A 21051-nucleotide genomic window follows, 5' to 3' on the forward strand; every position below is an offset into this window, starting at 1 on the left:
AAGGTTATGGATCTAGGTGTAATATCGGTCAGATATGCCCGGGCATTACTGAAGAGTGCCATGGAGCAGAAGAGCGAAGACAAGGTATATGCCGAGATGGAGACTCTCTCGAGAAGCTATCTGGACATGCCGGGACTTCGTACTGCGATAGAGAATCCCATGCTCATGGATGACAGGAAGCAGATGCTTTTGGAGACAGCTAGTGGCAATGATGTCAGTGAGTTGACCAAGAAGTTTATCGCCTTGGTTCTGAACGAGGGCAGGGAAAAGGTCTTGCAATTCATGGCAGCTTCTTATATAACTCTTTATAGAAAACAGAAGAATATCATTCGTGGTAAGCTGACTACCGCTACAGCGGTCTCTCATGCAGTAGAGGCAAAAATGCAGCAGATGGTTGAAAGTCGGACTCAAGGTGTTGTGGAGTTCAATACCGAGGTGGCCCCTGAAATCATCGGAGGCTTCATCCTTGAGTATGACACTTATAGAATGGATGCTAGTGTGAGGACGAAATTGCACAGCATGTTCGTAGAATTAAAGAAATAAAAAGAAAGAACAGATGTCAGATAAAATAAGACCGAGTGAGGTGTCGGAAGTCCTATTGCGACAACTTGAAGACATTAACTTGGGTGAGAAATTTGACGAAGTAGGTACGGTGCTCACGGTCGGTGATGGCGTAGCTCGTATCTATGGTCTTCGTAATGCCGAGGCCAACGAGTTGTTGGAGTTCGAAAACGGCACGATGGCAATTGTCATGAACCTAGAGGAGGATAATGTGGGCTGTGTGCTCTTGGGTCCAACGGCAGGTATCAAGGAAGGGCAGAAGGTCAAGCGTACGCATCGCATTGCCTCCATCCGCGTGAATGACAATTTCCTCGGTCGCGTGGTAAATCCACTAGGACAGGCCATTGACGGAAAGGGAGATATAGACCTCTCAGATAGTTTCGAGATGCCTTTGGATCGAAAGGCACCTGGCGTTATCTATCGCCAGCCTGTAAAGGAGCCTTTGCAGACGGGATTGAAGGCTGTTGACTCGATGATCCCTATCGGCCGTGGGCAGCGCGAGCTGATTATTGGAGACCGTCAAACGGGTAAGACGGCGATTGCCGTTGATGCCATCATCAACCAAAAGAGTTTCTATGAACAGGGAAATCCTGTATATTGCATCTATGTTGCTATCGGACAGAAGGCAAGTACGGTGGCCACTCTTGTGCAGACTCTGAAGGAGCATGGGGCATTGTCTTATACGATCGTTGTCAGCGCTACGGCGGCAGATCCTGCGGCTATGCAGTATTATGCTCCGTTTGCGGGTGCAGCTATCGGTGAATATTTCCGCGACCGCGGTTATAGTGCATTGGTGGTATACGATGATCTTTCTAAGCAAGCTGTTGCCTATCGCGAGGTTTCGCTGATTCTTCGTCGTCCTTCGGGTCGCGAGGCGTATCCGGGAGATGTGTTCTATCTTCATAGCCGTCTTCTTGAGCGTGCTGCGCGAATCAACGACCAGCAGGAAGTTGCAGAGAAGATGAACGATCTTCCCGACTGCATGAAAGGATATGTGCGGGGCGGAGGTTCTCTGACGGCGCTTCCTATCATCGAGACTCAAGCCGGCGACGTGTCGGCATATATACCGACGAATGTCATCTCGATTACCGATGGGCAGATCTATCTGGAGAGCAATCTCTTCAACCAAGGTTTCCGTCCGGCTATCAATGTCGGTATCTCCGTTTCGCGTGTAGGTGGAAGTGCCCAGATTAAGAGTATGAAGAAAGTAGCTGGTACCTTGAAGATAGATATGGCTCAATATCGTGAACTTGAGGCTTTCTCTAAGTTTTCAAGTGACATGGATCCGGTAACGGCCATGACAATCGACCGGGGACGCAAGAATAATCAGTTGCTTATCCAGCCACAGTATTCTCCAATGCCAGTGGACGAACAGATCGCAATTCTTTACTGTGGGGTTCATGGTTTGCTGCATGATGTGCCAGTAAGCGAGGTGCGTAGTTGTCAGGATTTATTCTTGGAGCAAATGCGTTCGCAGCATGGCGATATACTCAATGTCTTGGCTTCTGGTAAAATAGATGAAAATTGTACAGCTGTTCTGGAACAGACAATGGATAATATTGTTGGACAATATAAAAAGTAAGTGTGTATGGCTTCTCTGAAAGAAATCAAGACTCGTATAGCCAGTGTAAACAGTACTCGTAAGATTACGAGTGCGATGAAGATGGTTGCGTCGTCTAAGCTTCATCATGCTCAGGTCGCCATTCAGAACATGCTTCCCTATGAGAGTCTCCTAGAGCATATCCTCAAGTCGTTCTTGGTGTCTACTCCAGACGCGCGGAGCATCTTCGAGGAGTCGCATTCGGAAGTTCGTCGTGTTGCTCTTGTGGTATATTCGAGCAATTCTTCCCTTTGTGGTGGCTTCAACTCGAATGTGCTCAAGCTGATGGAGCAGGTGATCCATGAGTATCAGAAGCAGGGTGTCTCTGAGTTTGTGGTCTATCCGATCGGTCGCAAGGTTGCCGAGAAGGTGGCAAAGCTTCAGATTCCTTCGGCTGGTGATTTCCTGGAGCTTGCTGAGAAGCCGAGTGCCCGTGCTTGCGCGGAGATTTCTCGTGCGCTAACGGAAGCATATATGGGTGGCAAGATTGATAAGGTAGAGCTGATCTATCATCATTTCAAGAGTGCGGGAAGCCAGATTCTTACTCGTCGCCAGTTTCTTCCGATCGACTTATCGACGGAGTCTATTGGCTCTATGAACGATCGCGACCTTACTTCAAACCTTGTAACGGCAAAGGCTCAGGAGTATTTGCGGAAGAAGGGCGCGAGCAAGAAGCGCGAGCAAGAGGCTGCAGTTCCTTTGAACGATAACTTCTTGGTGGAGCCGGACTTGGCTACGGTGATGCAGAAGCTGGTACCGAAATTGTTGAACTTAATGATCTATACGGCGCTTCTGGATAGCAATGCTTCGGAGCATGCTGCCCGCATGGTGGCGATGCAGACGGCAACCGACAATGCCGACGAGTTGCTGCGCGACCTCAGCTTGCAGTATAACAAGAGCCGACAGGCTGCCATTACGAGCGAATTGCTGGATATCGTAGGTGGCACGGTGAACAACTAGGGACGCTGTCCTTTTTGTTTTCCCGCGGGGCTTTGAGCTCCGCGGGTTTCTTTTTTATTTTATTTGACGAGGAAGGTTTTCTTGATGAGATCTTCGTCGGCGGATGAGCTTCCGATCATGATTTCGAATTCTCCGGGCTCTACGGTCCATTCCATGTCTTCGTTGTAGTAGGCGAGTTTGTGGGCGGGGAGGGTAAAGGTTAGGGTCTTCGTTTCTCCGGGCTGTAGGCTGACTCTCATGAAGTCTTTGAGTTCTTTGACGGGGCGGGACACATTGCTGTAGCAGTCTCTGATGTAGAGCTGCACGATTTCTGTTCCTTCTCTGTCTCCGGTGTTTGTGAGGTTTATGGTTGCTTGTAGTTCTCCGTTGGCGTTGATTTCACGGCTGGAGAGGGTGATGTCGGAGCATTTGAATTGGGTGTAGGACAGTCCGTAGCCGAAGGGGTAGAGGGGTGTGTCTTGTGTGAGTGTGAAGGGATGGAAGGCTGCAGCGGGTTTTTCGTTGTATACTTTGACGATCTGTCCGGTGTTTCTTGGGATGGTAATGGCGAGCTTGGCGCTGGGGTTTACTTTTCCGTATATGATTTCGGCGATGGCTTTTCCTCCTTGTATTCCGGGTGCGAAGGCTTCGATGATGGCGGGTATGTGCTCGGTTGCCCACTCGGTGCTCAGAGGTCTTCCGTTGATGAGCACGAGGATGGTGGGTTTCCCGGTGGCGTGCAGTTTTTGTATGAGTTGTTCTTGGAGTCCTACGAGGTTGATGTCTGATCGGTCTAGGTTTTCTCCATCGGTGCGGTTATTCCAGTCGCTTCTGGGCATGTATTCTCCGGCTACGATGATGTTGAGGTCGCATTCTTTGGCCATTTCCACGGCTTTGTCTATGTTTTCCTGTTTCATGTATCTGGGGTTGTTGCCTTGGTCTGCGAAGAGGAATTGTGTGTTGGGTGCTATTTCTTTGAGTCCTTTGAGCACGGTGCTGGTTTTGTCTCCCATCCAGTTGCTCCAGTCGCCGAGTATGTTTTGGCTGTTGGCATTGACTCCGGTAACGAGTATTTTCTTGTATTTGCTTTCTTGGATGGGGAGTGTTTGGTTTTGGTTTTTGAGGAGTACGATTCCTTCTCTTGCTGCCTGGAGTGCGGTGTTGAGGTGTTGCTGGCTTTGGCAGATTTTCTTTCTGAGTTTCTCGTCGGTGTAGGGTTTCTCGAAGAGTCCGAGTTGGAATTTGGTGGTGAGTATTCTTCTGACGGATTGGTTGATGCGTTCTTCGCTGATTTTTCCTTCTTCGACGAGTTGGCTAACCATTTCTTGCCAGTGTATGCCTTGCATGTGCATGTCGATTCCGGCGTTGATGGCTTGCCGGAAGGCTTCTTTCATGTTGGGTGCGGTTTTGTGTACTTCCCAGATGTGTTCGAGGTCCATCCAGTCGCTGACGATGAATCCGGGCCATTTCCACTCTTTGCGTAATATATCTTGCATCAGCCATTTGTTGGTATGACAAGGGATTCCATTAACCTCATTATGCGCAACCATAAGTGTTGCCGCCCTTGCGTCGATACTCGTTTTAAAAGGTGGAAAGAAAACTTCTCGAAGTGTGCGTTCTGAGATATCCGCGGGCGACACATTCTTACCGTTAAGCGGTTGGCTTCCCGCAACAAAATGCTTGATGCATGCCAACACATCGGTCGGTTGGTCAAGATTTCGTTGGAGTCCTTTTACAATTTGCTCTCCCATCACGCTTACCAAATAGGGATCTTCTCCAAAAGTTTCACCGACACGCCCCCAACGAGCATCACGAGCAACTTCTACATTCGGGTTAAAAGCCCATCTCATACCTACGGTTACCATTTCTTCCGCAGTCTCTCTTGCAATCCTATAGGTTAATTCCGGATCAAAGGAACAGCCAGCATTAATATTTGAGGGGTATGTAGTCATGTTGTCGCACATAGCGTTACCATGTATTGCATCAATGCCGAAAAGCAGAGGGATGCCCAATCTGCTTTGCATGGCAAGTCGTTGGAGATGATTCGCTTCTTCAGCTGTAAAAACCATCAAATAAGAACCTATGATGCCTTGTTTTGTCCAAGTTTCAATTTGGGCAATGGGAGTGTGCGGATAGAAAACATTCTCATTTTTGTTTTTTGCATCACCTTTGTCAAGATTTGCTCGATTGGTTTTCAGATATTCCAACCCTAGAAACTGATTCATTTGTCCAATCTTCTCGTCAAGTGTCATCCGTTTGAGTAGGTCTTCCACCCGGTCCTTAACGGGAATACTGGGATTTTTGTAGATTTGGGCGCTCAATAGAGAAGAGAGCATCAGTCCGATAATAAGGATAAGCAGTTTTTTCATCTTATATATTTAAATTATTAAGATTACAAAGGTAATTATATTTTTCGAGACCTCCAAATTCAACGACAGATTTAAAACATGCCCCCATGTGTCTGTCTATTAAGTCTATGTGATAATGTACTTTCTTAATTTTTGTCCATTTCATCGCTGCTTTCTCATTTTTTTTTAATATCTTTGCCGAAAATAGAATAGAAATGGGAATATTTGGATTATTTAATTCTAAGAAAAAGGAAACTCTGGACCATGGTTTAGAGAAAACCAAGCAAAGTGTTTTTGATAAGATTTCCCGTGCTGTTGCAGGAAAGTCTAAGGTAGATGACGAAGTCTTGGATAACTTAGAAGAAATCCTTATTACCTCTGATGTGGGGGTAGATACTACTATCAAGATTATAGAGCGCATAGAAGAGCATGTCGCTCGTGAAAAATATGTATCGACAAGTGAATTGAATGGCATACTGCGGGAAGAAATTGCTTCTTTATTAGCAGAAAATAATGCAGGGGATAACGATAATTGGGATCTTCCCATTGACCATAAACCCTATGTGATTCTCGTAGTGGGAGTGAATGGCGTGGGAAAAACCACAACAATAGGGAAGTTGGCCTATCAATTTAAGAATGCTGGTAAAAAAGTTTATTTGGGCGCAGCAGATACTTTTCGTGCCGCTGCTGTAGAACAGATATCCATATGGGGAGAACGGGTAGGGGTTCCTGTGATTAAACAGCAGATGGGGGCCGATCCTGCATCGGTTGCCTTTGATACATTGCAAAGTGCTAAGGCTAATAATGCAGATGTAGTCCTTATTGATACGGCTGGTCGTTTACACAATAAGGTTGGGTTGATGAATGAGCTGAAGAAAATAAAGGAGGTAATGAAGAAAGTTCTTCCAGAAGCGCCTGATGAAGTGATGCTCGTTCTTGACGGCTCAACAGGACAGAACGCTTTTGAACAGGCCAAGCAGTTTGCTGCTGTCACACAGATTACTTCACTTGCGATTACGAAGCTTGATGGTACTGCAAAGGGTGGTGTCGTAATTGGGATTAGTGATCAGTTAAAGGTTCCTGTGAAATATATTGGGCTTGGGGAGCAGCTCGAAGACTTACAGCTCTTTAATCGTCTTGAATTTGTCGACTCTCTTTTTAATAATGAATAGCCCAGTTCATTTTTTAGTGAAATGAAAAAGAATCAGATAGATATTATTACGATGGGATGCTCTAAAAATCTGGTCGATTCAGAGCGACTTGTCAAGCGATTTGAAGAAAAAGGCTACTGTTGTGTTCCGGATTCTCATCGACCAGAAGGTGAAATCGCCGTAATAAATACTTGTGGTTTTATAGAAGCAGCTAAAGAGGAGAGTATTAATACAATTCTTGAATTTGTTAAACGAAAAGAGAAGGGACAGTTGAACCGTCTGTATGTGATGGGGTGCTTATCTCAACGCTATAAGAAAGAACTTGAGAATGAAATTCCTGAAGTTGATAAGTATTATGGCAAGTTTAATTTTAAAAAGCTTCTTCAAGATATCCCTGACGCTAAGAGAGATTTCATTACTGACCGAGAAAGAAGATTTGCTACACGTGCCCGTTTTACACCTCGCCATTATGCTTATTTGAAAATTGCTGAAGGGTGCGACCGCCATTGTGCTTATTGCGCAATTCCGTTGATAACAGGAAAGCATATATCCCGTCCAAAAGAAGAAATCTTGGCCGAAGTCCGTGAGCAAGTAACCAATGGAGTAAAGGAATTCCAAGTGATAGAGCAGGAGCTTACCTATTATGGGATGGATTTTGACGGAAAGTCTCATATAGCAGAACTCATTGAAGATATAGCTAATATTGAAGGGGTAAAATGGATTCGATTGCACTATGCCTATCCAAACCAGTTTCCGATGGAATTGCTTGATGTAATGGCTCGCCATGATAATATCTGTAAGTATTTGGATATAGCTTTGCAACATATAAGCGACCATGTGCTTAAGCGTATGCGACGCCATGTCAGCAAACAGGAAACGCTTGATTTAATAGCTAAGATTCGCGAGAAAATACCGGAGATTCATCTGCGGACTACCCTCATGGTTGGTTTTCCTGGAGAAACCGAGGAAGACTTTAAGGAATTAATGGAATTTGTTAGATGTGAGCGATTTGAAAGAATGGGAGCTTTTGCCTATTCAGAAGAAGATGGCACTTATAGCCAATTGCATTATGAGGATAATGTACCCCAGCATGTGAAGCAGGAACGCCTTGACAGATTGATGGCCCTTCAACAGGGAATAAGTTTAGAAATAGAGGCTGCTAAGATCGGTAAGACAATGAAAGTGATTATCGACCGAAAGGAAGGTAGTTATTATATCGGGCGTACAGAGTTTTGTTCGCCTGATGTGGATCCGGAAGTGTTAATCCCTGCGACACGCCCCCTTCGCACAGGTTTTTTTTATAATATAAGAATTACGGATTCTACAGAGTTTGATTTATATGGAGAAATTTTATGAATAATAAAGAATTTATAGCTGAATTATCTCAGCGAAGCGGTTATACCCAAGCGGATACACAGAAATTGATTTCAACGATTATCGATGAAATGGGGAGAAATTTTGATGAAGGCAATTCGGTATCTTTCTCACATTTTGGGACATTTGAGGTGAGAAAGCGTCTTGAGAGGATGGTCATCAATCCTTCAACAGGAAAGCGGATGCTTGTGCCTCCAAAGTTAGTACTGAATTTCAAGCCGAATATCTATATCAAAGATAAATTGAAAAATAAAGAACAGGGTGATGAGTAAGATTGGATTTAAAGACTTGGCTGTAGTCCTTGCACAGCGACATGGTTTGAGTCAAGATGCGGCAGATAGGTTTATCTCTCAGATGCTGGATGTGCTTAATGATGGTCTCCGTTATGAGAAGCTCGTGAAGATTAAAGGGCTGGGCACTTTTAAAGTTCAGAGTGTGAATGCCCGTAAAAGCGTTGATGTGAATACAGGTGAGCCAATCGAAATTGCAGAGCGCGAAAAAATTTCATATATTCCCGATGCGGGAATGCGTGATTTAGTAAACAGGCCATTTGCTTCATTCGAAACGGTTGTCTTGAATGACGAAGTAGACTTATCTGATTTGGATGAAGCCCAAGAAGATGACAATGCCGGACCTATGGATTCGATAGATAAACCAGACGAAATAACAAGGGTAGATAATTCACCTATTGCCGTAGATACAGAGGAAAGTGTGGAGGGACTTGCACCAAGTGATGTTTGGGCCGAACAAGTTGAAAAGGGTCTTTCTCCTGCTTCGGTTATAAATCCAGAAGATAATTCAATATTGGAAGAAGATCAAGTTTCCATGAGGAGTGCGGCCTCAGCTACCCCCTTATTGGACTTTACCGATAGTGTTGATACTAAAGCGCAAATGGCTTCGTTGGAGCCAGAAGCGAGAATTCAAGAAAAATGGGCTAATGATCGGATAAATGCAGAGAATAAAGTACTTTCATCTGCGAATAAATTACTTCGAGATCAAGTTTTACAGTTTAAACGCCTTACAAATATTTTTGGTATTATAGCAGCGGTTCTACTGTTGTTATTTATTGGGGCTTCTGTTTATGTATTTAATCAGCTGAAGCTTCGGGACAACCAGATAGAGTATTTGCTGACGCAAATACATATAAATAATAATGTAAAACAGGAGGTACCTGTTCATACAGAAAAGATCGGAGAAACACCCGAGCAGTCTGCTACTGCTACAAATAAGGTGAAGGAGACCATATCTCAGTCTGCTTCAAAAAAAACATTAGAAAAAGTTACACCTTCTACGATGTCTGCAGCAGGAAGAAAGAGGGGAGTGCCGATTCAACAAACTTCATCAAAGACAACTGCAAGAGTGAGAGAATCTTCTCAAACAACTCAATATGAAAAAGATCCGCGTATTCGCACAGGGGCTTATAATATTATAGGTATAGATCAGATTGTTGTTGTTCGCAAGGGACAGACATTAAAGTCGATTAGTAAAAACCATCTTGGACCGGGTATGGAATGCTATGTTGAGGCCGTAAATGGTGGAGTTAAGGAATTAAAAGAAGGTCAGAAAATAAAAATACCTAAACTGAAAATAAAGAAGAAATAATTTGGCTAATTCTTGAAAAAGTCTTAACTTTGAAGCAAATGAAGGATGCTTATGATTACGCAGGAGAATTTTGACAAAAAGTTTGCCGACCCGATAGAAGAAATGCAAATAGACAAATTTGTATGTAAGGAGATGGCCCGGCAGATCCACCGCTATATTAAAGGCATGTCAGGTTCAAAGTCCATTATGGAGCGTTTCGAAGAGCGTCTTAAGGATTTATCGCTGTTAGAAAAAGAGCGAGCTATAGCTTTGTATATTGACCTCAACCGTAAGGTGCTTGATGGACTAGATTTCAAGATTGTGCTAGCCAGGGCTATTGCAAATTATTGTGATACTTTCAGCTATATGTTAAAACTTGTCAATGACAAGGAGCGTATGGCCTATTATCTCAGTCGTATTAAAGATAAATATATTCGTTATCACAAGATATATGAAGAAAATGGAAAGTTTGGCATGAAAGACCATGAAGGGAAAATTCTTGTGCATGCTTTTTACGATTTTCTTCGTACTCCCTATGTATATGTTGATGACCTTCAGCTGTTCCCTGTCATTGCGGAAAAGGATGGAAAAATGGGATTGATAATACCAGATGGTAAAGATACCATTGTTGCCGATTTCATTTATGACAATATTTCTCTTCGCGATGAGCCTCCTTACTTTGAGGCAACAATAGGGAGCAAGGTGGAGTTACTTTAATATATTTGTATACAAGGGGTTATTCTTTTTGTTTTAAAGCTTGCTTCAGAAAATCTGGAGTATAGCCTTCTTGGCTTTCAGCGACCTTTTCCGGTGTGCCAGTACTTAGAACCTGACCACCTCCACGGCCTCCTTCCGGGCCCATATCAATGATGTAATCTGCCAGTTTCATCACATCCAGATTATGTTCTATTATAATAACTGTATTCCCTTTGTCTACGAGTTTTTGTAAGACATCCATTAAAATACGAATATCCTCAAAGTGAAGCCCTGTGGTTGGTTCATCAAGAATATACAGAGTTTTGCCCGTATCCCTTTTAGCTAATTCTGTCGCAAGTTTTACTCGTTGACTTTCACCACCGGAGAGAGTTGTACTCGACTGACCAAGTTTGATATATCCCAATCCCACATCTTGGAGAGTCTTTATTTTTTGAAGAATATTAGGGACATTCTCAAAGAATTCTACCGCTTGGTTTATGGTCATGTCGAGCACATCGGCAATGGACTTCCCTTTAAATCTTACCTCAAGGGTTTCCCGATTGTAGCGTTTGCCGTGACAGACCTCACACGGTACCATTACATCAGGAAGAAAGTTCATTTCAATAGTCCTATAGCCATTTCCCCCACAAGCTTCACACCTTCCACCTTTCACATTAAATGAAAATCGCCCTGGTTTATACCCGCGAATCTTTGCTTCAGGAAGATTTACATATAGGTTACGGATATCAGAGAATACACCTGTATAGGTGGCAGGATTAGATCGAGGAGTGCGTCCGATAGGGGTTTGGTCAACATTTACGACCTTGTCTATATTTTCGATTCCTTCAATAGAGTCATATGGCATCGGCTTTTTGAGAGACCGATAAAAATGATGGGAGAGTATGGGTTGGAGAGTCTCATTGATTAAGGTAGATTTTCCTGATCCGGAGACTCCTGTAACAACAATTAGCTTAGAAAGCGGAAACTCTACATCGATATTCTTCAGATTATTGCCTTTACATCCATGAAGCAATATCTTCTTCCCACTCCCTTTTCTCCGTTCCGATGGAATAACGATATTCAGCTTCCCATTAAGATACTGGGCAGTAATAGTTGAAGACTTAAGCATGTCAGCTGGCCTTCCTTGAAATACAACTTGTCCGCCCTTGCGTCCAGCTTTCGGACCGATATCTATAATCCAGTTGGATGCTCGCATCATATCTTCATCGTGTTCTACAACAATAACAGTATTTCCTATGTCGCGAAGTTCTTTCAAGGACATTATCAGTCGTTCGTTATCTCGCTGATGTAAGCCAATGGAAGGTTCGTCAAGAATATACAGCACATTCACAAGTTGACTTCCGATTTGAGTCGCGAGGCGAATGCGTTGGCTCTCACCTCCGGAAAGCGAGGCTGATTGCCGGTTCAGAGCCAGATAATCCAGGCCGACTTCCAGTAGGAAGTCAACACGAGATCGGAGTTCTTTCACTATTTCAGTGGCAATTTGTTGTTTTTGTATTTCGAGATGTTCCTCAACATGATCAAGCCAATGCTTAAGGTCGATCATATCCAAATTGGCAACTTCAGATATATTCTTGTCCCATATTTTATAGGAAAGCGACTCTTGTTTAAGCCTTTGTCCACGGCATTCTGAGCACTCTGTCATGGCCATAAATTGTTCTGCCCATTTCTGTCCCGACGCGGAATCGTCGCTTTCCATCACATTGTGCAGATATTTTACAACACCATCAAAAGTTACAAAATAGTCGCTGGATGTCTTGATAAGATCTTTTGGAATTCTTACATTTTCCAGCGAGCCATAAAGAATTTCTTGCATAGCATCTTTAGGAATCTCTTTTACAGGTGTCTTGATATTCAATTCATATTTATGAAGGATGGAATCTATCTGCCAGAAAATCATTTGGTTTTTGTATTTTCCTAATGGGGTAATGGCTCCGTCGTGAATGCTAAGGTTATCGTTAGAAATTACCTTTTTGAGATCTATTTCGTTTATCCATCCCAGCCCTTTGCAATGTGGACATGCGCCTTCAGGCGAATTAAAGGAGAACAGATTGGGGGCAGGTTCCCCATAGGAAATTCCTGTAACAGGATCCATCAGTCGTTTTGAGAAATTCCTGATTTCACCGCTGTCTTTGTTCATGATCATGAGGGCTCCATCGCCTTGTTTCATGGCAATCCGAACACTCTTTTTCAAGCGTTCGTCATCCTTTCCGTGGACTTGGAGTTTGTCGACTACAACCTCAATATTGTGGTTTTTATAACGGTCGACTTTCATGCCTCGGGTGATTTCCTGGATTTCTCCATCCACACGGATATAAAGATAGCCCTTTCTGCGCATAGACTCAAAGAGTTCTCGATAGTGTCCTTTTCTCTGACGAACAAGTGGGGCAAGGATGTAGATAGACTTTCCGTTATACTCGCCAAGGATCATTTCAAGCACTTTTTCTTCGGTATATTTCACCATCTTTTCACCAGAGAGGTAGCTGTATGCTGTTCCGGCACGAGCATAGAGGAGGCGGAGGTAATCGTAAATCTCCGTTGTCGTCCCCACGGTAGAGCGAGGATTTTTGTTCGTGGTCTTTTGCTCTATGCTGATCACGGGGCTCAGTCCCGTGATTTTGTCGACATCCGGACGCTCCAGATTACCAAGAAAGTTACGGGCATAGGCCGAGAAAGTCTCTATATACCGCCGTTGTCCTTCGGCGAATATAGTGTCAAAAGCCAGCGAGGACTTACCCGAACCAGACAAGCCGGTTATTACAGTGAGTGAGTTGCGGGGAATTTCTACATCCACATTCTTAAGATTGTGCACACGGGCTCCCCACACATTGATCTTTTCGTCTTCTCTTTCCATATTTCTTCTCGCCTTAAGCGGAAAAGCAAAAGGCCGCTTTTTACTCTCCTTTTAACGGCTATTTACTCTCCTTTTAGCGGCTTAAAGCAAGGCTTCAAGCCACTTTTTGCAATTCAGTATTTCGTCGTGCTTCCTTCGGTGAATCCTCTGAGGAGGTTGACATCGCGCTTGATTTGAAATTCACGGCCGTCCGCCCCCTTGGCTTTGACCAGACAGAAGTATACCCCCTGCTTGGCATCCTTTCCTTTGTACTTGCCATCCCAGCCTCCGTTAATATCAGTCCACTCAAACAGCTTCTGCCCCCAACGGTTAAAGATATATCCATGAAATTCAATGATACTCTGAAAACCACTTTTGGCCTTGTAAATGTCATTAATTCCATCGCCGTTGGGAGAAAAAGCATTCGGCATTTCGAGTTTACTTTCAGCAATCGAGACCTGAAACGCTCCTGCACTTTGCCAATATTCTTGGGTGAATGATATGATGTCGGCTCCTTTTGTGAAAGTAGCGTAACAGACAATATAATGCACCCCCGACCGAGTGAAAGTGTAGTTGGTATTTTCCTCATAACGGATAAGGTAAGGAGCGTCTGCATTCCCCTCTGTATAGAAGCGCCACTCGTAATGGGGAGAATAATCTCCGACCTCGGATGGATTCGCTGAAAAACGAGCTGTTACGGGGGCAGAGCCGCTGAATTTGTTATCGGTGGTCTCATTGCCTTCCGAATCGGAAAAAGTTGCCGAAGGTGCTATGCTTGGTGTTTGTGCGGCAATGCTTCCTACGGCGAAGAGACTGATCCAGAAAACTAATATTTGTTTCATTTCTATTTTTTTTCTTTCAAAATATTCATGCAAAGTTACAAAAAGAATGTCGATTATTGATGAGAGATTAGATATTTTTTGTATTTTTGCAACTGAATATATGTAATTCTAATATGGATGATGATGCGATATATTAAATATATATTAGTGGGAGTGATGCTATTCATGGGTAGCATGGCTTATGCCCAGATCAATCAATGGAGAGATTTATATAAGGTTAAGAAAAAGGATACGATGTACAGTATTGCCCAGAAGTATGGCATTACGCTTGATGAACTGAAGGATGCGAATCCGGAAATGAAGAAAGAAAACTATAATCTCAAAAAGGATGATACGGTTTTCATTCCCTTTGCGAAACCTCGGGGGCAAGACCTCCAGAAGCCAGCTCCGGTTACCGCCGTGAAGACAGATGTCCGTAATCGTGAGATTCGTGTGGGCATCATGCTTCCTTTGCATCATAACGATGGGGATGGCCGTCGCATGGTGGAGTATTATCGCGGCTTCCTCCTTGCCATTGAAGATATGAAAGCACAAGGGATTTCTTCTGCGATTCATGCGTGGAATGTCCCTATTGATGCTGATATTCGGCAAACGCTTCTAAATCCGGAGGTCAAGAGTCTTGATATTATTTTTGGTCCCCTCTATACACCGCAGGTAAAGGCATTAGGGGATTTTTGTGCGCAAAATGATATTAGACTGGTTATCCCATTTTCAATAGCAAGTGATGAGGTTACTCGCAATCCAAATATATTCCAGGTTTATCAAACAGGGAGCAAGCTGAATAATGATGCTATTAAGGCGTTCTTGAGTCATTTTAAGAGCAGTCATCCGGTTTTCATAGATTGCAATGATAAGAATTCAACCAAGGGAGTTTTTACTTTCGGTTTGCGTAATCAGCTTGAACAGAAAGGAATTAACTACAGCATCACGAATCTTGAGTCATCAGAAGAAATGTTTGCAAAGGCATTCTCTCGTACTAAGCCCAATGTCGTTGTGCTCAATACCAGTCGGTCTCCGGAGTTAAACATTGCTTTTCAGAAACTGAATGGTTTTAGGGCTAATAATCCACAAGTTGGAATCTCGATGTTTGGATATACCGAGTGGCTAATGTATACGAACTATGATCTTGACAATTTCTATGCATTTGACACCTATATTCCCACAACTTTCTACTATAACCCGATGTCATGGAAAACACAACAGTTGGAAAAGAAATTTCATCAATGGTTTGGTGTGGAAATGCAACATGCTCTTCCTCGCTTTGCCCTTACGGGATATGATCAGGCTCTGTTCTTCCTTCAGGGACTACATAAATATGGTAAGGACTTCAAGGGAGGGAAAGAAAAGGACCCATCAACGCCAGTGCAAACAACCTATTACTTTGTAAGGCAAGGAAGCGGCGGCATGCAGAATGAGAATTTCCAGCTCATCCATTATAAGAATAATAAAACCATAGAATCCTTCACTTATTAGATGAAAAGTGCATTATTATATATATTGTTTTTGTTTCCTGTGCTAGCTCAGGCGCAAATCGGTGAGCATCGAAATGGTTTTTCTGTAGGTATCAATGGAGGATATGCGCTCAGTAATATTAGTTTTACACCTGAAGTTCCTCAAAAAATGCATGGAGGTATGACCGGGGGGCTATCTTTCCGTTATGTTTGCGAAAAGTATTTTAAGACGATAGCATCTGTATATGCCGAGATCAACTATGCGTCTATTGGGTGGAAAGAGGACATCCTCACCCGAGAAGACAAGCCCGTAATAAATGCGATAACGGGTATGGCAGAACAATATAGCCGTACGATTAATTATATTCAAATACCTGTGATGGCTCATCTGGCATGGGGGAAAGAAGACCGAGGAATCAATTTCTTCCTCAATCTGGGACCGCAGTTTGGTGTGTATCTTGACGAAAGCACATCAATGAATTTCGATCTTGCTCAGCGGAATATTGCAGACAGGGCTACCTCGATAGTGGCGCAGGATACGATGGCTGTAGAAAATAAATTCGACTATGGTATTGCCCTTGGTCTTGGCGCGGAATACAGTATACCCCGAGCAGGGCATTTTCTTCTTGAGGCGCGTTACTACTATGGATTAGGAAATATCTATGGAGACACCAAGAGGGATTATTTTGGCAGTTCGAATTTCGGAAACATACTCGTTAAATTAACCTATTTGTTTGACATTACGAAGACAAAGAAGAATAATCATTAACTAAAATCATAATATTATGTTTAAAAATCATCCAACAGGACTGATTCCTGCAGCTCTCAGCAATATGGGCGAGCGTTTTGGGTATTACATCATGAATGCCGTTTTACTGCTTTTTCTTTGCTCAAAGTTTGGCTTGAGCGATGAAACCAGTGGTATTATCTACTCCGTGTTTTATGCACTCATCTATGTGCTAAGTCTTGTGGGGGGCATTATTGCCGACCGTACACAGAATTATAAGGGCACAATCATGGCAGGACTTGTCGTCATGGCATCCGGGTATGTATTGCTTTCTTTCCCCATCCTATCTACGGCTGCCAATATCAGCTGGTTGTTGCCATTTACCTGTTTCGCTTTGTTGCTTATCGCTTTCGGCAATGGTTTGTTCAAGGGCAATCTGCAGGCAATTGTTGGCCAGATGTACGACAACTTTGAAGCCGAGGCAGCACGAAAAGGTCCAGAAGCCTTGAAGGCTGTTCAGGGGAAGCGCGATAGCGGTTTCCAGATTTTCTATGTGTTTATTAATATAGGAGGCCTTATAGCCCCTTTCATTGCTCCTTATCTCCGTCAATGGTGGTTGGGAACTAAGGGACTGCTTTATAACGCGGAGCTTCCGGCTCTTTGTCATAAGTTTATTGAAGGTAAAGTGATGGGCAACGAGGAAGCTGCCAATCTAACCAAGCTGATGACTGATGTTGGCGGTAATGTGGGCGATATGGCTAATGCTTGTAGCAATTATCTGGAGGTATTCAATACAGGAGTTCACTATTCATTCATTGCCTCTGTAGTAGCCATGCTTATCTCGCTTACGATTTTTATAGGCTATAAGAAGAAGTTCCCGATTCCCGCAAAGAAGTCTGCTTCTGAAACGGTCAACTATACTCCCGAAGAGAAAGTGGCGATGGCTAAGGAAATCAAGCAGCGTATGTATGCCTTATTCGCTGTACTCGGTATCGCTATCTTCTTCTGGTTCTCATTCCACCAGAACGGGCAGTCTCTTTCTGTTTTTGCCCGTGATTTTGTGAAGACTGACTCTATTGCCCCTGAAATATGGCAGGCTGTGAATCCATTTTTCGTGATAGTGCTTACACCTATCATCATGTGGATTTTCTCTAAACTGACAGCCGCAGGGCATGCTATCTCCACCCCGAGAAAGATTGCCTATGGCATGTTTATTGCAGGTTTGGCTTATCTGTTCCTGTCGGTTTACTCTTATGCAAGTGGCTATCCTTCAGGTGAGGAGTTTAAGGCAATGGATGTTACGGCTAAGGAGGCCCTCAAGGCAGGGCCATGGGTGCTTATCGTTACCTATTTCTTCCTTACCGTTGCAGAGCTCTTTATCTCCCCGCTTGGCCTAAGCTTTGTCTCCAAGGTGGCTCCCAAGCATTTGCAGGGCGTATGTCAAGGTCTGTGGCTGGGGGCTACGGCCGTTGGCAATCTGCTTATCTGGATAGGCCCGCTGATGTATAACAAGATGCCTTTGTGGCAGTGCTGGAGCGTATTTCTTGTTGTATGCCTCATTTCAATGGGGGTAATGCTTGGAATGGTAAAATGGCTTGAACGGGTTACCCAGTAGAGACTCTCTTAATATAAAAACAGACTCCCTGATATCAAGTGGTATCAGGGAGTCTGTCTTTATGGGGATGTTATTTCACGCCGATATTTGCCTTCTGTAATCCATAATGCTTTTTCTGGTCCATAAATAGCAGAAGTGCCGCGACAACACTTGCCGCGATTCCGAGACCCGTGAAAACCAACATGGGCGCGAGATAGTCCACATGGCCTGTGGCGGGATTTGTATTCTCATCGATAATGTTTCCCACCCACATCGGGACGAGCATTAATCCAAGGTTCTGGATATAGTAGATGATGCTGTAGGCTGTTCCCAGCTGTCTTAATGGGACGAGCTTGGGCACGCTGGGCCACATGATGCTGGGCACCATGGAAAAAGCTATGCCCACAAGGATCATGATTCCAAGAGCGAATCCGCTTGTAGGGACAAAGGGTAATGCCAGACAGAAGTGTGAAACCGTGATGATGATACAACCTATGAGCATCAGCTTTGCGCCATGCCCGATTTTGTCATAGATGCTTCCAAACAGCGGAGTTAGTATCATCGTGCTATACGGAATAGCGGCAACAATCCAGCCCGCGGAAGTGTCAGCGACCCCGAACTTGTTAATCAGCAGGTCTGTGGCGAATTTCATAAACGGGCGAATGGAACTATAGAAAAATACGCAGAGGATGGCAATCAGCCAAAAGCCTGGGTTCTTCAGCACGACGACAAAGTCTCGGAATGAAAAGCTTTCGCCTTTTGCAACTTCTTTCTTCTCATTGGCCTCCGCATGCTCATAGAGGGAATTGTCAAATTTCTTGTCAATAAAGGCATAGAGAACGAAGAGTGAAAATCCGAACAGCAAGAGAAGTGCCCCGCCTAAGACAGGCGCGGAAATCCCAAACGACTGTGCAATGAGCGGGCTGAAACTTAAGGCAGAGGTGGTGCCAAGACGGGCTAATGCCACCTGTATGCCCATTGCCGATGCCAATTCGTAACCCGTAAACCATTTGGTAACGATCTTGGATATGGTTATGCCTGTTATGTCGCATCCCATTCCAAAAAGTCCGAAGCCCAAAGCCGAGACGAGCACCTGTATCTTGGCGTGTTCAGGAATCAATCCGAATAGCGTGAAAGACAAATCGATGTATAGCTCCGGAGAAATCCTTGTCAGCGCATAATAATTGATCAGGGCTCCAAGAAGCATGGTGCCGGTTGCGAGCAAGCCGGTAAATCGGATACCACACCTGTCAAGGATGATACCGCCGAAGAATAACATCAGCAAGAAGATGTTAAAGATGGAGTAACTGCCGGCATAGAATCCGTACTCAGCTGCCGTCCACCCCATGCCGCCTTCACTGAGGGAAGCCCTGATCTGGGTGGATATTGGCGACACGATATCCCAGAATACATACCCCATCATCATAACGATGGCTACGAGAATAAGTACGGTCCATCTCTTGATGGGGGAGTCATTAGGCCTGGTTTTCATGCAAAATTTAACCTGATTGGTAATAAGGGGGATGTGCCAGGAGGTCTGTGGACGGTGTTACAAACGGCGTGTAACCCTGTTACCAATTGTTTGTAACGACATTACAAGCGGCGTGTAACCCTGTTATCGGCAGCTGCTAATTCTATCAAAGACCCTTGGCACATCCCCTTGTTATTATTCGGAAGAGAGTGTTCTGTTCTAATTGTGCGATGAACTACTTAATGTTCGGCTCTTCGAGGCCAAGTTCCTTCTTTTTGTCCACGGCCTTGAGAATCAGCCCGATAATCAATGCGGCGACGCCAAGGCTGGCAAGCATGATCAAGGGAGCCGTGTAGTCGAGCTGAGTAGCATCCGTTACGCCCGGATTGGTCTTGTCCAAGACTTTGCCAATCAATAGCGGGAATAGCCACAGGCCTATATTCTGAATCCAGAAGATAAGGGCATAGGCCGACCCGATTACCTTCGCGTCTACGAGTTTAGGCACGCTTGGCCACAAGGAGGCGGGAACCAGCGAGAACGATGCGCCAAGTACCAAGATCGTCAGATAGGCGACGACAACACCACCGATTTGGCTGCCTTTGAAAGCCGGCAGGACAAAAGCGAATGTGAGATGGCACGCAATTAACAACAGCGAGCCTAATACGAGCATGGAGGCCGCCTTGCCTTTATGATCGACATAGTTGCCGAGAATCGGAGTAATGCCTACGGCGAGCAAGGGGAATACTGCAAAAATGGATTCTGCCGACTGGCGCATGTAGCCCATATAGCAATAGGTGATGAGTGCCAGGACCGAAAGACACAGTATGCTGTACTTCGTCGTCTTGTTTTTCATGAAGTTAAACATGAAAGCTGTTGCCGCCACGACGAGCATGATTACATACTGGATAATAGTTATAGAGGTGGAATTCCAGAAAGAATCCGCGGGTATTTCCGTGAATGTAAGGTTGCATTGCAGCATGTTTACGGCATATTTCTGGAAGGGGAATATGGCCGAATAGTAAAGCACGCAGAGCAGGGAGACCAGCCAGAACCCGCTGCTGGTGAGAATCTGGCCGATATCGCTGATTTTAAACGGCCCGTCTTTCTCTTCGGCCTCGCCGGTCTGGGCGTCCAGTTTCTTGTCCATGAAGAAGTAGACAATAAACATGATCAGGGCTATGCACAACAAGACGACACCGAATGCTACAGAGCGGGATACATCGATGTTACCGCCCAGCTTAGCGAAGAAGGGTGAGAATATCATGCAGGTGGCTACGCCCAGACGGGCCAACGCCATCTCTGAGCCCATGGCCAACGCCATTTCGCGGCCCTTGAACCATTTGACAATTCCGCGGGATACCGTGATGCCTCCCATCTCTACACCGCAGCCGAAAATCATAAACCCGCAGGCTGCGAGCTTGGCGGAAGCAGGCATGCCCTCATAGAACGGAGAGACCCCCAGCTGCTCGAATACGGGAATATGGTTGAGATTGTCTGTAAACCAGGCCTCAAGTCCGCTGCCTATAAAGCTGTCGCTGATGGCATAATACTTGATGAGTGCCCCTGCGAGCATCACCGCGCCGGAAAGCAGGGCCGTAAAGCGCACGCCCATCTTGTCGAGGATAATGCCTGCGAAGATCAGGAAGAACACAAAGACATTCAGAAATGTTTCCGCCCCTTGCATCGTGCCAAATGCCGTAGAGCTCCACCCACGCTCACTCAGCATCAGGTCTTTGATGGGAGAGAGTATATCCATAAAGATGTAGGCACAAAACATTGCCAATGCCAGAAGGAGGAGGGCCGTCCAACGCAGGGCCGCCGAGTCTCTCAGTGTTTTTTTAATTTGTTCAGTCATATTTATA

16 protein-coding genes are annotated in these 21051 nt (G+C 44.7%); 11 read left to right on the forward strand and 5 right to left on the reverse strand.

Going from position 1 to position 21051, the window contains the following annotated elements:
- The first annotated feature begins 6 nt into the window (after positions 1–6).
- Genes C7120_RS09795 through C7120_RS09805 form a run of 3 tightly spaced genes read left to right on the forward strand, consistent with a single transcriptional unit; the run spans position 7 to position 3121 of the window.
- Positions 7–543, forward strand: a complete 537-nt coding sequence (locus C7120_RS09795) for a F0F1 ATP synthase subunit delta (protein ID WP_107621520.1) — start codon at positions 7–9, stop codon at positions 541–543.
- Between the two features lie 13 nt (positions 544–556).
- Positions 557–2143 carry a F0F1 ATP synthase subunit alpha gene (gene atpA / locus C7120_RS09800; protein WP_107621521.1) on the forward strand — a complete coding sequence of 529 codons (1587 nt, stop codon included), beginning with the start codon at positions 557–559 and terminating at the stop codon, positions 2141–2143.
- Between the two features lie 6 nt (positions 2144–2149).
- Positions 2150–3121, forward strand: a complete 972-nt coding sequence (locus C7120_RS09805; RefSeq protein ID WP_107621522.1) for a F0F1 ATP synthase subunit gamma — start codon at positions 2150–2152, stop codon at positions 3119–3121.
- Positions 3122–3180: 59 nt separating this feature from the next.
- Here C7120_RS09805 and C7120_RS09810 read toward each other — a convergent pair whose 3' ends face one another.
- A complete protein-coding gene (locus C7120_RS09810; protein WP_107621523.1) occupies positions 3181–5469 on the reverse strand; it encodes a glycoside hydrolase family 3 N-terminal domain-containing protein in 2289 nt (762 codons plus the stop codon).
- A 194-nt stretch (positions 5470–5663) separates the two neighbouring features.
- On the opposite strand from C7120_RS09810, the gene ftsY reads away from it, so the two are divergent.
- The 5 genes from ftsY to C7120_RS09835 are packed head-to-tail and all read left to right on the forward strand — an operon-like array spanning position 5664 to position 10271.
- Entirely contained in the window at positions 5664–6620 is a 957-nt protein-coding gene (gene ftsY, locus C7120_RS09815; RefSeq protein WP_107621524.1) for a signal recognition particle-docking protein FtsY, read from the forward strand.
- Between the two features lie 21 nt (positions 6621–6641).
- Positions 6642–7955 (forward strand): 30S ribosomal protein S12 methylthiotransferase RimO, encoded by a 1314-nt coding sequence (gene rimO, locus C7120_RS09820; RefSeq protein WP_107621525.1) that lies wholly within the window; start codon positions 6642–6644, stop codon positions 7953–7955.
- Entirely contained in the window at positions 7952–8245 is a 294-nt protein-coding gene (locus C7120_RS09825; RefSeq protein ID WP_107621526.1) for an HU family DNA-binding protein, read from the forward strand. The genes rimO and C7120_RS09825 overlap by 4 nt, the downstream gene beginning before the upstream one ends.
- Positions 8238–9575, forward strand: coding sequence for an HU family DNA-binding protein (locus C7120_RS14185; protein WP_233247085.1), 1338 nt, complete (start codon positions 8238–8240; stop codon positions 9573–9575). Before C7120_RS09825 ends, C7120_RS14185 begins: the two co-directional genes overlap by 8 nt.
- Before the next feature lie 45 nt (positions 9576–9620).
- Positions 9621–10271, forward strand: coding sequence for a hypothetical protein (locus C7120_RS09835; RefSeq protein ID WP_107621527.1), 651 nt, complete (start codon positions 9621–9623; stop codon positions 10269–10271).
- A gap of 19 nt (positions 10272–10290) precedes the next feature.
- Here C7120_RS09835 and uvrA read toward each other — a convergent pair whose 3' ends face one another.
- Positions 10291–13125, reverse strand: a complete 2835-nt coding sequence (gene uvrA / locus C7120_RS09840; RefSeq protein ID WP_107621528.1) for an excinuclease ABC subunit UvrA — start codon at positions 13123–13125, stop codon at positions 10291–10293.
- 113 nt (positions 13126–13238) lie between these two features.
- Complete coding sequence (locus tag C7120_RS09845; RefSeq protein WP_107621529.1) at positions 13239–13946, reverse strand: gliding motility-associated C-terminal domain-containing protein; 708 nt, start codon at positions 13944–13946, stop codon at positions 13239–13241.
- Positions 13947–14102: 156 nt separating this feature from the next.
- Here C7120_RS09845 and C7120_RS09850 point away from each other — a divergent pair, with 156 nt between their 5' ends.
- From C7120_RS09850 to C7120_RS09860, 3 genes are read left to right on the forward strand one after another with little or no spacing between them, the layout of a single operon-like run.
- Positions 14103–15419: a LysM peptidoglycan-binding domain-containing protein gene (locus C7120_RS09850; protein WP_233247107.1), complete on the forward strand. Its 1317-nt coding sequence runs from the start codon at positions 14103–14105 to the stop codon at positions 15417–15419.
- On the forward strand, positions 15420–16166 hold the full coding sequence (locus tag C7120_RS09855; RefSeq protein ID WP_107621531.1) for a porin family protein: 747 nt from the start codon (positions 15420–15422) through the stop codon (positions 16164–16166).
- A 16-nt stretch (positions 16167–16182) separates the two neighbouring features.
- Entirely contained in the window at positions 16183–17739 is a 1557-nt protein-coding gene (locus C7120_RS09860) for a peptide MFS transporter (RefSeq protein WP_107621532.1), read from the forward strand.
- Between the two features lie 70 nt (positions 17740–17809).
- On the opposite strand, the gene C7120_RS09865 is transcribed toward C7120_RS09860, so the two are convergent.
- Both C7120_RS09865 and C7120_RS09870 read right to left on the reverse strand, forming a co-directional pair.
- Complete coding sequence (locus C7120_RS09865) at positions 17810–19210, reverse strand: MFS transporter (RefSeq protein WP_233247086.1); 1401 nt, start codon at positions 19208–19210, stop codon at positions 17810–17812.
- A 214-nt stretch (positions 19211–19424) separates the two neighbouring features.
- The gene (locus C7120_RS09870; protein WP_107621533.1) at positions 19425–21044 is read right to left on the reverse strand and encodes an MFS transporter; all 1620 of its coding nucleotides are present in this window, start codon (positions 21042–21044) and stop codon (positions 19425–19427) included.
- Between the last annotated feature and the right edge of the window lie 7 nt (positions 21045–21051).

The organism is Prevotella sp. oral taxon 376 (assembly GCF_003043945.1).
Taxonomy (GTDB): domain Bacteria; phylum Bacteroidota; class Bacteroidia; order Bacteroidales; family Bacteroidaceae; genus Prevotella.